Consider the following 12,191-nt stretch of genomic DNA (forward strand, 5'->3'; position numbering starts at 1 on the left):
TGGATGGTGCGTTTATGAAGGTGGCCGCAGGGGCCGGGTCAAGCGGTGCAGGTGCCTGAGTCGCCTTGCGGACAGGCCCGACGTTTCTGACAGTGGGTTTGCAGTCCGCACCCCCCGAAAATGCGCCCATGGACATCGACAAATTCCCCAGCGCGCTGATGCAGACCATCGGCTTCTCGCAAGTGCTTCACACCAGCGCGGAGCCAGGCTCGGCGCGCGTGCGCTTCGTCGCGCGGCCGGAGTTCGCGCACAGCAACGGAGCCGTGGTGCAGGGCGGGCTCGTCACCGCGTGGCTCGACTGCGCCATGGCCTTCGCGGTGAACGCCAAGGACCCGACGGCCAGCCTCGCCAGCCTGGAGCTGAAGGTGTCGTTTCTCGACCGCGCGGCGGTCACCACCTTCGAGGCCGAGGCGCGCATCGTGCGGTGGGGCCGCAGCGTGGTCTTTCTCGAAGCCGATCTGTTCGCGCTCGACGGCCGGTTGATTGCGCGCGCGTCGTCCACGGGCAAGCTGCTCAGAGCGGCGGCCTGAGGACCGAGTTCGCGGGCCGCCCTGGCGGGCCGCTGTGGCCTGCCATGGCTCAGTCGCACGGTTGAAAGCGCTGGCATTCCGCCACCACATGAATCGAGGTGACGGTGTTCTCGCCCGCCACGTGCTGCGCCGTGAACTTGACCCACGCGCCTTCGGTGATGCCCCTGAGCAGCGCACGGTCGCGGACCCTGAAGGTCTGCACACTGAACGGGCGCTTCGACTTCGGCGGCACCTTCAATCGAACGTAAGACTTGCCGTCTGCCTCCTCCAGGAACGAGTTGACGCGGGCGCGGGTGAAGACAGGTTGGGCCTGCAGCGCAGGCTCGATTTTTTCTGGCGCGCCGGGTTGTGCATGCACGCCTGCGGCCATGAAGAGGGCCAGGCCAACAAGCAAGAGGCTGCGGGATGCGAACGACATGCGGTGGGCTCCTCGGGGCAAGGCGTTGAATGAAGTCGTGCACCGCATTCTGTGGCACCGCTCGCCGATCAAGCCGATCAAGCAGCCATCGGCTCCGGAAGAATCGCCGTCAACGCAAAGTCGACCAGGTACAGCCACGTCGCCTCCAGCCCCATGATGCTGTGGTGGTCCGAGCCGGGCACGGTCTGCACGCTGATGGGCGTGGGCCAGGCTTCGATGAGCTTGGCGGAGCGCTCGGGCAGCACCACGTCGTCGTGCGCGGCCAGCAGCACCTGCGTCTTGGCCGCGACCTCGCGGCTGTGCTCGAGCGAGTTGAACTGGTGGCGCAGCAGCAGCGACAGCGGCACCAGCGGAAAGCGCTTCTTGGCCACCTGCAGCATCGAGTCGTACGGCGTGACCAGTTGCAGGCTGGCAAATTCCTGGCGCGCCACAAGCTGAATGGCCACGCCCGTGCCCAGGCTGCGGCCGACCACGTGCAGGCGCGCCTGCGGAAAGGCGCGGCGCAGGTGGTTGGCGAACTGGGCGGCGTCTTCGACCGACGCAATCTCCGTCGGGCGGCCCTGCGAGTCGGCCACGCCGCGGTAGTTGAGCGCGGCAAAGCCGAAGCCTTCGGGCAGCCAGTGCAGCATTTGCGCGGTGGCGCGAACGTCTTCACCGCGGCCCGCGAAATACACGAACAGGTCCTGCAGCGCAGCCTCGCCCTGCGGGTGATACACATAGCCGCGCACCATGCCGCCGGGCACCGTGTGGGAGTAGGTCGAAAAATCTTCTGACAGAGCAACCACCGGCAGCTTGCGGGCGTTGAACAAGATGTCGCCCTGGCGCGTGGCCAGCAAGGTCCAGTACGCGGCAAGGCTTCCGATGGCGGCCGCCGAGGCCGACAAGGCAATGCGAAAGACTTTGTTGGATGACAAGTTTCTGGCTCCCTGGAATACGGATAGGTTTGGCGGGTAGTTTCGCCGCGTTGGATCAACCCCGGGGTGCGGCGGTAGAAAGCGCGTAGGGAACAGTTGGCCGCCACGGGGCCGGGCATCACAATCCGATGCCTGACGATTACCGAGTTCCGTCACACGCCTGCCATGCACAACGATCTGCGTCTGCACCTGCACTGAACCCATGACCACCCCCCTCGACCCCTCCGAACTGATTGCCGCCGGCGCCAGTGCCTGCGCGCAGGCACTGGCCGACAGACACGTGCGCGCCGCCCTGCTGTGCGACACGGCCATCGCGCGCATCGAGCAACGCGACGGCGCCATCAACGCCGTGGTGGTGCGCGACTTCGACCGCGCCCGCGCACAGGCACGCGCGGCCGACGCGGCGCTGGCGCGCGGTGAGCGTCAACCGCTGCTCGGGGTGCCGATGACGGTGAAGGAGTCCTTCAACATCGCCGGGCTCAAGACCACCTGGGGCATCCTGCCGTTCAAGGACTTCGTGGCCAGCGAAGACGCTGTGGTGGTGCAACGCCTGAAGGCCGCGGGCGCGGTGATTCTTGGCAAGACCAATGTGCCGCCGGGCCTGGGCGACTGGCAAACGAACAACCCGATCCACGGCCGCACGGTGCACCCGCTGGACGCCACGCGCACGCCGGGCGGCTCGTCGGGCGGTGCCGCCGCGGCACTGTGCGCGGGCATGGTCGCGCTGGAAGTGGGCTCGGACATCGGAGGCTCGATCCGCATGCCCGCGGCTTTCTGCGGCGTGTACGGCCACAAGCCCAGCCATGGCCTGGTGCCGACCCGCGGCCACGACGTGCCGACGATGGCCACCGGCGCGCCCGACACGCTGTCGGTCGTCGGCCCCCTGGCGCGCAGCGCGGACGATCTGCTGCTGGCGTTGAACGTGCTCGCCGGCCCCGACACGCCCGATGCCGCCGCCTACCGGCTCAGCCTGCCCGCGCCGCGTGCCGCGGCATGGCGCGACTGGCGTGTGCTGGTGATCGACAGCCATCCGATGGCACCCGCGTCTGCACAGGTGCGCGGCGCGGTGAACAGGCTGGCGGCGCAGCTTGAAGATGCCGGGGCCCATGTGGCCCGACAGTCCGCGCTGTTGCCCGACCTGAAGAAAGTGCACGAGGTGTACGAGGCGATGCTGCTGACCATCGTGTCGCAGGGCGACCCGCAGCGCAAGGGCACGCTGAGTGCCTACGACTGGTTGGCCCTGCACCATCGCCGGGCGGGCTTTCAGCGGCAATGGGCCGCGTTGTTCTCGCAGTTCGACGCGGTGATTTTTCCGGCGTTCGGTGTGGTGCCGTTCATACACGACGACCTGCCCGACATGGAAGCCCGCACGCTGATGATCGACGGCGAGCCCACGCCTTACGTCGCGCAGTTGGCCTGGGCGGGAATGGCCAGCCTCGCGGGCCTGCCGGCCACGGCGGCGCCCATCGGCCAGACCGAGAGCGGGCTTCCGCTGGGGGTGCAGATCGTCGGCGGCTACCTGCAGGACCGCACGACGATTGCGCTCGCGCAGGCGCTGGCCGGGCTCGGTTCGACGTAACCGGGTCTCGCCCTCAGACCGGCGCCGCGCGCGCCTGCAGCACCAGAAAACTCCACGTCACATCGCCGCGGTCCAGCATGTCTTCACGCTCGCACAGAAACCGCAGCGCCAGGCCATGCGCCTCGGCGAGCCGCACGGTCTCTTGCGCCGACACGTCGAACATGCGCCGGCCCGGCGGCACCGGGCCATGGCGCAGCGACATCACCACCTGTCCGCACTCGGCCAGCAGTTCCACGACGGCCGCCATCGCCACGTCGCGCTCGCCGGTATCGAGGTGCATCCACACCGCCGTCAGCAGCACCAGGTCATGCCGGCCGCCGCTCGCCCGTATGCGCTGCAAAGCAGGCAGATGGTCGTCGACCCACTCGATGGGCCATGCCGCGTGGCGGCGCATGCCTTCCATGCGCAGTGCGTGCGTCGGCTCCACGGCCATCACGCGGTGGCCCAGCGCGGCAAGCGCGGCGGCGTCGCGCCCGGAGCCCGCGCCAATGTCGAGCACGCGCGCGGGCGGCGGCGGAAAGCAGTGCAGCACGTCGCGGTGCACATCGGTGAACTGCAGGCTTTCATACTGCTGCGCCAACGCGGCGGCGTTGGTGCCGTAGCCTGCGGTGCCCAGAACATCGCTCATGTTCAGCGGCCCTGGCAGCTGAAGTTGGCTGCATCGTCCAGCGAAGCGCCCGCCGCGCCGGTGAACGCCGGCCATGCCGGCCAGCGGCACATGGGGCGTGCGCGGTGGGCGTTCGGGTTGTTGTCGACGGAGGCGATGGTCTCGGGTGCGCGGCCTGTCTCTACCCAGGCGTCGAGCACCGCAAGGCCGTCGTAGCCCAGCCGGTACGGCCCCATGCCGTGCCCGAAACCCGGCACGCTGTAGAAGCGAACGAAGGCATCCACACCCTGCTGCCCGAAGGCCGCCACCTGGCGGCGGTAGTAGTCCACGGTGTTGTGCGGGCTGATGAAGTCGTCGGCCGTGCCGTGCGTGAGGATCAGTTTGCCGCCCCTGGCCCTGAAGGTTTCGAGGCTGGCCGTGGTCACGTCGGTGAGCGTGCCCAGTTGCTGCAGCCGCGCCTTGTGGCGTGCCGGCTCGTAGCCCAGCGCATCGAGCGACGGGTTCTGCGTGGCGAAGTACTTGGCATGCGCCGCACCAATCGAATACAGCAAGGCGTCGGTGGGCGCGGGCGGGTTCGACGGCACCCGCGCCGCGCCGAACGACGACACCGACCACACCGCGCCTTCCAGCACCGGCCAGCGCGCGAACACCTGCTGGCCCGCCACCTCGAAGCCTGCGTCGTAGGGCGATGCAATCTGCCGCACTGCGGCAATCTGCGCATCAGACAGGCAGGTGTCGCCGGTGTCCGCGCCCGCGGGGCAACGCAGCGCGGCACGCACGGTGTCGATGTTGAACCTGGCGTTGCAGGCCGCCACGTTGCCGATGATGCCGTCCCTGGCACCGTCCAGCGCGTCGCACGCGGCATACACGGCGTTGACCAGCAGCGTCTTCTTGGCGGGGTTGATCCAGCCCGCGCCGCCGTTGCCGTACAGCGCCTTGCCCACATGCAGCGAGGCCAGTTGCAGCAGCGTGATGTTGTAGGCCGGGTAGTTGGCGATGACGCCGTCGTAGTCCGCGCCGTAGCGCGCCGCGGCGTCCAGCGCCTCGTGCCCGCCTTGCGACCCGCCGATGAAATAGAAGCGCCGCGGCGCCGCGCCATAGCGTTGCCGAATGACCGCCATGGCCGCGTCGTGCGTCTTCTTGACCGACTGCTGGCCGTAGTTGAGCAGTGCTTCTTCGTTCAGCGCGAAGGCGCCGTCGAAGTTGCTCGTGCCCTTGTGCCCGCCGTCGCTGCCCAGCGTGACGTAGCCCTGGCGCAGCGCATGGGGCGTGCCGTTGGGTTGCGCGGTGTAGGGGCCCAGGCCGGTGACCAGCGTTCCGTCGTAGCCGCCGCCGCCCATCTGCAACGCGCGCTGGTTCCATGCGACGGGCAGGTTCACCTGAAACTCGAGGCTGGGTGCCGTGGCGTCGACAGGCAGCACGACGCCCTTGACCGCGCAGTACTCGCCGTTGGGGTTGTCCTTGGCATCTGCGGCCACCCGCACGGCCGATTGCACGACGGCGCCCGCGCTCGGCTTGCCGATGGCCGAGGCCGCGATCTTCATGCCCTGCAGCGCGGCGCAGGCGGCCTGCGGATCGGTGGGTGCAGCGGCCATGTTGGCGGGGCGGCCAGTGCCCGTGCACCCAGCCAGCGTTGCGCCAGCCAATACCGCGATGCCGAACGCCGCAGCGCGGCCGCGTAACTCTTGAATTGCCATTTGTCGCCTGCTCTGTTGTTGGGGTCCGGGCCGATGGTAGGCACAACAGGCGGTGACGTCGCCACGGGTTTGCGCCGTTGCGCCGGTCCATCGTTCTCGGTTTCTCGGTTTTTGGTTTTGCGGGAAACCCAATCCCCGGCACCGGCCGCGCATCGCTTAACGTACGGCCCATCGAAGAAAGACATGCCATGATCGACCTGCGCCAGCTCTATCCCCCCATCGAACCCTACGAGAGCGGCATGCTCGACGTGGGCGACGGCCACCGCATCCGCTACGAGCGCGTGGGCACGCCCGGTGCCAAGCCGGCGGTGTTCCTGCATGGCGGGCCGGGCGGCGGCATCTCGCCCGCGCACCGCCGGCTGTTCGATCCGGCGCGCTACGACCTGATGCTGTTCGACCAGCGCGGCTGCGGCCTCTCGCAGCCGCACGCCGGCCTGGAGGCCAACACCACCTGGCACCTGGTGGCCGACATCGAACGCCTGCGCGAAAAAGCCGGCGTCGACAGCTGGCTGGTGTTCGGCGGCTCATGGGGCTCCACACTGGCCCTGGCCTATGCGCAGAAGCACCCGCAGCGCGTGAGCGAACTGGTGCTGCGCGGCATCTACACCGTGACCCGCGCCGAGCTGCGCTGGTACTACCAGTTCGGCGTGTCGGAGGTGTTCCCCGCGCAGTGGGAGAAATTTCAGGCACCCATTCCCGAGGCCGAGCGCGGCGACATGATCGCGGCATACCGCAAGCGCCTGACCGGCGACGACCCGGTCGCGCGCGTCGAGGCGGCGCGTGCCTGGAGCGTGTGGGAGGGCGAAACCATCACCCTGCTGCCGAGCCCCGCGCTGGCGCAGACCCACGCCGACGACCATTTCGCGCTGGCCTTTGCGCGGCTGGAGAACCACTACTTCGTGCACGACGCCTGGCTGGAAGAAGGCCAGCTGCTGCGCGACGCGCACAAGCTGCACGGCATTCCCGGCGTGATCGTGCACGGGCGCTACGACATGCCCTGCCCCGCGCGCTACGCCTGGGCGCTGCACAAGGCCTGGCCGCAGGCGGAGTTTCATCTGATCGAAGGCGCGGGGCATGCCTACTCGGAGCCCGGCATCCTCGACCGGCTGGTGCGCGCGACCGACCGCTTCGCGGGCCGCTGACCAAGCCGGCTTGTCAACCCAGAAGGCTCACATGGTTCCCATCGTCATCGCACTCATGGCAACGGTCGTGCTGCTGGTGTGGATGGGGTTCTTCATGATGGGCTCGCTGCCGCTGCTGGTGCTCAAGCACGACACCGCACTCGACTCGCGCTTCATTCGTGGCCTGTTCGACGTTTACTACCTTGCCGTGATGCCGACCGCGAGCGCGGCGGCATTCGGCTATGCCACGGCCGGCAAGCCGCTCTTCGCCCTGGGCATGGCGCTGATTGCGGGGCTGGCGTTTGTGCAGCGCCGCTGGCTCGTCATTCCGCGCATGGACAGGCTGCGCGACACCATTCCGGCCATCGATGCATCGGCCCTGCAATTTCGTCGGCTTCATGTGGTCGGCATGGTGGTGAACGCAGTGCAGCTGGGCGCGGTGGCTTGGGCATTGACGCGGCTGGGGCTGTGAGCCGCATCGAGGCAAGGTGCGCGTACGCAGCGCATGCGATCGACGTACCTAAAAGAGGGTCATCCTCTGTTCTTCAGGAGAAAGCAACCATGGCAACAAACACCATCCGTCTGCACCGCGTTCTGCGCACCACGCCAGACCGGCTCTACCGCGCCTTCGTCGAGGCCGCCGCGTTCGAGCGCTGGCTGCCGCCCTTCGGGTTCACGGGCAAGGTCGACACCATGGAGCCCGTGGTCGGCGGCGCGTGGCACATGTCGTTCACCAACTTCGGCACCGGCCACAGCCACTCGTTCGGCGGCAAGTACCTGGCGCTGGTGCCCGGCCAGCGCATCGCCTACGACGCGCGCTTCGACGACGTTCATCTGCCAGGCACCATGACCACCACCGTGACGCTGACCGCGGTGTCCTGCGGCACGGAAATGTCGGTCGTGCAGGAAGGCATTCCCGACATGATTCCGACCGAGATGTGCTACCTGGGCTGGCAGGAGTCGCTGGTGGCGCTGGCGCAGTTGGTGGAGCCGAACATTCCGGGGTGAGCGCGCTGGCGGCTGGCGCAGTGCTGGCCTACCGCATGTACAGGGCCTACGGCGTGTGCACGGCCGGCTGCATCAAGCCGCGCTGCTGCAGCACATCGATGAGCGCGCGGCGGTCGTCGTCGGGCAGCAGCAGGTCGAGGCGGGCACCTTTGTGCGGGCGCACGCTGATGAAGCTGAAGTCGTAGCCGATGCCGCTCACCTGCCGATTGCCGATGCGCGCGCGGCGCAGGTCGATGCGCCATGCGTCGTCGGTGCTGCGCAAGGCGGCGCCTTCAAGCTCGAACGCACGTACGCGGCTCGGCGCAAACACATTGAGCTGCGCGAACGGAACCATCCACATCAGCCAGGCGCTGAGCGGCATGAGCACGCCCAGCGCGACCAGCGTTTTCAAAAAACCCACATCGTTCGCGTTCAGCAACACGGCCAGGCCCAGGGCGCCGGCCACTGCATAGCCTGTCCAGATCCACGCCATGAACCGGGGCCAGCTGAACACCACAGCCCGCGTCCGCAGGACGGCCGAGCGATCGTTGACCGGCGGCACGCTCTTCTGCGCAAGGTAGTGCTGAACCACTTCCGCCAGCTCATCGAGCGGCGCCGCCAGCATCAGCTTCTGGAAGGTGCGCGTGTGAACCACCAGGTGTGTGCTGCTGTCGGGAATGGACTCGATGGCGAGCACGTCGGGCCAATCGACATGGCCCAGCGACTGCACGGAGATGCCGCGTTGGTCGATGTCGACCTGGGTCGTCGCGCTGAAAAGCGCGGGCTTGCCGCGCAATGCGCGCCAGCCGGTGTCGACCCACATCCACACTGCCAGGCTGACCAGCAGCATGACAAAGGCCAACGCGATGCTCAGGCCCCCGCCCAGCGCGCCGACAGCGCCCTCCCGGTCCATGAACCAGGCGCCGCCCGCCAGCACAGGGCCCACCAGCACCGTCGACAGCACCACCAGCACCCAAATGCCGCCGGCGCCACCGTCGACTTGATCGACCTTGATGCTGCGGGAGAAGACGGGAGGGTTCATCGGTCGATCGTACCGGGGCCACAACACAGGGCAACGCGCCACGTCAAGGTCTCTCAAGCTCCGACGCGCTCTTGCTTTCTCTTCCCCCAAATTTTTCGCATTCTTTGAAGCTGCGTTCGGCTGCAGCGTGCGTTTGACGATTGTTTAAGAGGGTGCAGCGCATGGGTGCCACAGACTTTTGGGACCGCCCCACCGAGTCCCGCGCATGCCTCAAACCCTCGCCGTCTCCAGCCCTGCAATCCCCGGTTCATTCGAGCCTGTTCGCCTGTCGGGCGTGGAGGGCATCAACACCCTCTTCGAATACGAACTGCTGCTCAAGACCCCCGACGCATCGAACTTCAGCTTCGGCTCGGCCGCGGACATCGACCTGGACGACTGCATCGGGCGCGAGATCAGTTGCCGGATCGAGCTGGACGGCGCGGGCCAGTTCGTGTCTGGCGCAGTGGGCAGCGATGCAGGCAATTCGGGTTCAGGCGTGCGCGAGATCAACGCCCTCATCACCGACGCGCAGTTCTGGAGCGAAGAAGGCCGCCACGTTCAATACAAGCTCACCCTGCGCCCCTGGCTGCACCTGTGCACCCTGAACAGCGACTGCAGGATCTACCAGAACAAGACCGTCGTCGACATCCTGGACGAACTGCTCGCCGACTATTCGTTTCCCGTCGACAAGCACCTCAACGAGACCTACCCCGCCAGGGACTACCAGACCCAGTTCAACGAAAGCGACTTTGCCTTCTTCGAGCGCCTGTGCTGTGAATGGGGAATCAACTTTCACTTTCAGCACGGCGACGGCAAGCACCGCCTGGTGCTCACCGACAACATGGGTGCGCACGAGCCCATGGCGAGCGCGGCCTACCAGAGCGTGGAGTACCACGCCCCGGGCTGGAAGGTCGATGCCGAGTACATCCACAGCTTTGCGCCGCACCACCAGCTCACCAGCGGCCGCTATGCCAGCCGCGACTACGACTACACACGGCCCGCGGCCGACCTGAGCGTCAAGCGCGCCGACCCCCGCCCCACCGGGCAGGCGGAGCAGGAGGTCTACCAGTGGCACGACAGCCGGGCCGGCAGCCACTACGTGCAGCCGCGTGCGGGCGCCGGCACCAACGACCCCCTTGCCGAAGGCCAGCGCCTCGCACGGCTGCGCATGCAGGCCCTGCGCAGCCACGGTGCGCGGGCCAAGGCCAGCGGCTATCTGCGCGGCATGGTGCCCGGGGGCACCTTCAAGCTGCTGAAGCATCCACGTGAAGCGGCCAACATTCAGTACCTGGTGCTGGACGCCCGCTTTCTCATCGAGAACATCGCGCAGGAGAGCCAAGGCATCGACACTGCCGCCCACCGCAAGCAGGCATGGCGCGTCGAGGTCGACTTCACGGTGCACCCCGTCACCGAGCCCTTGCGCCCGGCGCTGCTCAGAGCCAAGCCGCACACGCACGGCCCGCAGGTCGCGCTGGTCGTGGGCCCCGAAGGCGAGAACCTGTGGACCGATGAACTGGGCCGCATCAAGGTGCAGTTTCCGTGGGATCGCGTGGGCGAGAAGAACCAGCATTCCACCTGCTGGCTGCGCGTGAGCTCGCCCTGGGCGGGCAATCAGCTGGGCGGCGTGCAGGTGCCGCGCATCGGCCAGGAGGTGATCGTCGACTTCATCGGTGGCGACCCCGACCTGCCCATCTGTACGGGCCGGGTGCACAACCAGATGAACCTGCCGCCGTGGGCGCTGCCCGGACAGGCGGCGTTGTCGGGGTTGCGCAGCCGGGAGCTGGTCAAGCAAGGGGGCAACAGTGCGGGCGGGCGCTCCAACCACCTGATCCTGGACGACAGCGAGCGCAAGATCCAGGCGCAGCTCAAGAGCGACCACCAGAGCAGTTCGCTGAGCCTGGGGCATGTGACGCGCATCGACGGCAACGCCGGACGCCAGGACGCACGCGGCGAAGGCTTCGAGCTGCGCACCGACGCGCATGGGGCGATCCGGGCCAGACAAGGCCTGCTCATCACCACCGAAGCGCGGCCCAACGCACAGGCCCATTTGCTCGACAGCGGCGAGACGCGCCAACGCCTGAGCGAGGCGCGCGACCTGCACGACAGCGCCGCCCAGGAGGCGCAGAAGAACAAGGCGCAGGAAGGCAACGACCAGGCCCTCGTCGCCCAGGCGCTCAAGGAGCAGAACGATGCGGTGAAGGGCGATGGCGCGGGCGACCCGGCCGAGGGGCAGTTTCCGGAGCTTGCCCAGCCGCACCTGGTGCTGGCGTCCCCCGCGGGCATCGAGACCACCAGCCAGTTCAGCACCCACATCGCCAGCGTGGAGCACACCGCGATCACCAGCGGCAAGCACACCAGCATCACCAGCGGGGACAGCCTGCTGGGCGTGGCCTTGCAGGCGATCAAGCTCTTTGCCGCGCAGAAGGGCATCAAGATTGTTGCGGCGCAGGCGGACATCGACATCCAGGCACTGAAGACCTGCATCAACCTGCTGGCCAAGGACGAGATCACGATCCGGGCCGACAAGATCACGATCGAGGCGAAGACCGAATTGCTGGTCAGCGGGGGCGGCAGCTACACCCGGTACAAGGGCGGCAGCATCGAGAGCGGGACCACCGGCCCTCATGTGCAGCACGCCAGCAGCCACAGCCTGGTGGGGCCCGGCAGCGGAGGCAGCCCCAGCCTGCCGGAAGGGCGCAAGCCGGGCAAGGGGCAGCTGGAGCTCAACAGCATCTACAACGGCGCGGTGCAAGGGCTCAAGGGGGCCGACTACAAGGTCACGGACGCCACCGGGCAGGTCAAGACCGGCACGCTCGACAGCGCCGGCAAGGCGTTGGTGTCCGGCCTGGCTCCCGGCGGCGCCATCGTCAGTTTCGGCAAAGACCCGCGCAACCCGTGGGACGACGCCAGCTACTTCGGCAAGCCCACCTGGCCCGAGCGCAAGGACGAAGCCCCCGTGAGTGCCCAGAGCGCCCCCACGGCGGGCAGCGACCTGCTGGGCGGCCTGATGAGGCAAGCCCAGTCGGGCCTGGGCGGTGGCGGCCTCGAAGGCTTGAACAAAAGCCTGCAAGACGGCCTGCAAGGCGGCCTGAAAGGCACGGTCGACAAGGCCCTGCGCGGTGTGGCGGGCACAGCCGCCACAGGCCTTCTTGGCGACAGCGCCGGCAAGGCCGTGAGCGTCATCGCCGGCAAGGCCGTGAGCGCCATCGCTGGCGCTGTACCGGCTTCCACCGGTCGCGCTGGCAGCGAGCCCATGGCCCGGCTGCCCTGCGGCATCTCCCTCATGCAGACCCTGAGCTGACCCCCGCGACGCCACG

At 67.9% G+C, this 12,191-nt stretch carries 11 protein-coding genes; 6 read left to right on the forward strand and 5 right to left on the reverse strand.

The genetic code is table 11. The features are described from left to right. Positions 1-128: 128 nt before the first annotated feature. A complete protein-coding gene (locus VLK31_RS15465) occupies positions 129-530 on the forward strand; it encodes a PaaI family thioesterase (protein WP_409169296.1) in 402 nt (133 codons plus the stop codon). Positions 531-579: 49 nt separating this feature from the next. On the opposite strand, the gene VLK31_RS15470 is transcribed toward VLK31_RS15465, so the two are convergent. Both VLK31_RS15470 and VLK31_RS15475 read right to left on the reverse strand, forming a co-directional pair. Further along, complete coding sequence (locus tag VLK31_RS15470; protein ID WP_409169297.1) at positions 580-948, reverse strand: hypothetical protein; 369 nt, start codon at positions 946-948, stop codon at positions 580-582. A gap of 77 nt (positions 949-1,025) precedes the next feature. Further along, positions 1,026-1,862: an alpha/beta hydrolase gene (locus VLK31_RS15475; RefSeq protein ID WP_409169298.1), complete on the reverse strand. Its 837-nt coding sequence runs from the start codon at positions 1,860-1,862 to the stop codon at positions 1,026-1,028. Between the two features lie 202 nt (positions 1,863-2,064). Between VLK31_RS15475 and VLK31_RS15480 the strand changes: the two genes are divergently transcribed. Next, positions 2,065-3,441: an amidase family protein gene (locus VLK31_RS15480; RefSeq protein ID WP_409169299.1), complete on the forward strand. Its 1,377-nt coding sequence runs from the start codon at positions 2,065-2,067 to the stop codon at positions 3,439-3,441. A gap of 13 nt (positions 3,442-3,454) precedes the next feature. On the opposite strand, the gene VLK31_RS15485 is transcribed toward VLK31_RS15480, so the two are convergent. Further along, positions 3,455-4,069 carry a class I SAM-dependent methyltransferase gene (locus tag VLK31_RS15485; RefSeq protein ID WP_409169300.1) on the reverse strand — a complete coding sequence of 205 codons (615 nt, stop codon included), beginning with the start codon at positions 4,067-4,069 and terminating at the stop codon, positions 3,455-3,457. 2 nt (positions 4,070-4,071) lie between these two features. Further along, complete coding sequence (locus VLK31_RS15490; RefSeq protein WP_409169301.1) at positions 4,072-5,643, reverse strand: tannase/feruloyl esterase family alpha/beta hydrolase; 1,572 nt, start codon at positions 5,641-5,643, stop codon at positions 4,072-4,074. A gap of 290 nt (positions 5,644-5,933) precedes the next feature. Between VLK31_RS15490 and pip the strand changes: the two genes are divergently transcribed. The 3 genes from pip (at position 5,934) to VLK31_RS15505 (ending at position 7,874) form a co-directional block, all read left to right on the forward strand. Beyond that, positions 5,934-6,887: a prolyl aminopeptidase gene (gene pip, locus VLK31_RS15495; RefSeq protein WP_409169302.1), complete on the forward strand. Its 954-nt coding sequence runs from the start codon at positions 5,934-5,936 to the stop codon at positions 6,885-6,887. A 31-nt stretch (positions 6,888-6,918) separates the two neighbouring features. Continuing rightward, positions 6,919-7,338, forward strand: coding sequence for a hypothetical protein (locus tag VLK31_RS15500; protein ID WP_409169303.1), 420 nt, complete (start codon positions 6,919-6,921; stop codon positions 7,336-7,338). A gap of 89 nt (positions 7,339-7,427) precedes the next feature. Next, the gene (locus tag VLK31_RS15505; RefSeq protein WP_409169304.1) at positions 7,428-7,874 is read left to right on the forward strand and encodes an SRPBCC family protein; all 447 of its coding nucleotides are present in this window, start codon (positions 7,428-7,430) and stop codon (positions 7,872-7,874) included. A 46-nt stretch (positions 7,875-7,920) separates the two neighbouring features. On the opposite strand, the gene VLK31_RS15510 is transcribed toward VLK31_RS15505, so the two are convergent. Continuing rightward, a complete protein-coding gene (locus VLK31_RS15510; RefSeq protein ID WP_409169305.1) occupies positions 7,921-8,895 on the reverse strand; it encodes a hypothetical protein in 975 nt (324 codons plus the stop codon). Between the two features lie 205 nt (positions 8,896-9,100). Here VLK31_RS15510 and tssI point away from each other — a divergent pair, with 205 nt between their 5' ends. Next, the gene (tssI, locus tag VLK31_RS15515) at positions 9,101-12,175 is read left to right on the forward strand and encodes a type VI secretion system tip protein TssI/VgrG (RefSeq protein WP_409169306.1); all 3,075 of its coding nucleotides are present in this window, start codon (positions 9,101-9,103) and stop codon (positions 12,173-12,175) included. Positions 12,176-12,191 lie beyond the last annotated feature (16 nt).

Origin of the sequence: Variovorax sp. H27-G14 (genome assembly GCF_046156345.1) — a bacterium.
GTDB lineage: Bacteria > Pseudomonadota > Gammaproteobacteria > Burkholderiales > Burkholderiaceae_C > Variovorax.

What these genes read in the sequence shown, in the direction of transcription:
- VLK31_RS15465 (WP_409169296.1), top strand. Translation starts at nt 129, where the DNA reads ATGGACATCGACAAATTCCCCAGCGCGCTGATGCAGACCATCGGCTTC.
- VLK31_RS15470 (WP_409169297.1), bottom strand. Translation starts at nt 948, where the DNA reads ATGTCGTTCGCATCCCGCAGCCTCTTGCTTGTTGGCCTGGCCCTCTTC.
- VLK31_RS15480 (WP_409169299.1), top strand. Translation starts at nt 2,065, where the DNA reads ATGACCACCCCCCTCGACCCCTCCGAACTGATTGCCGCCGGCGCCAGT.
- VLK31_RS15485 (WP_409169300.1), bottom strand. Translation starts at nt 4,069, where the DNA reads ATGAGCGATGTTCTGGGCACCGCAGGCTACGGCACCAACGCCGCCGCG.
- VLK31_RS15490 (WP_409169301.1), bottom strand. Translation starts at nt 5,643, where the DNA reads ATGGCCGCTGCACCCACCGATCCGCAGGCCGCCTGCGCCGCGCTGCAG.
- pip (WP_409169302.1), top strand. Translation starts at nt 5,934, where the DNA reads ATGATCGACCTGCGCCAGCTCTATCCCCCCATCGAACCCTACGAGAGC.
- VLK31_RS15500 (WP_409169303.1), top strand. Translation starts at nt 6,919, where the DNA reads ATGGTTCCCATCGTCATCGCACTCATGGCAACGGTCGTGCTGCTGGTG.
- VLK31_RS15505 (WP_409169304.1), top strand. Translation starts at nt 7,428, where the DNA reads ATGGCAACAAACACCATCCGTCTGCACCGCGTTCTGCGCACCACGCCA.
- VLK31_RS15510 (WP_409169305.1), bottom strand. Translation starts at nt 8,895, where the DNA reads ATGAACCCTCCCGTCTTCTCCCGCAGCATCAAGGTCGATCAAGTCGAC.
- tssI (WP_409169306.1), top strand. Translation starts at nt 9,101, where the DNA reads ATGCCTCAAACCCTCGCCGTCTCCAGCCCTGCAATCCCCGGTTCATTC.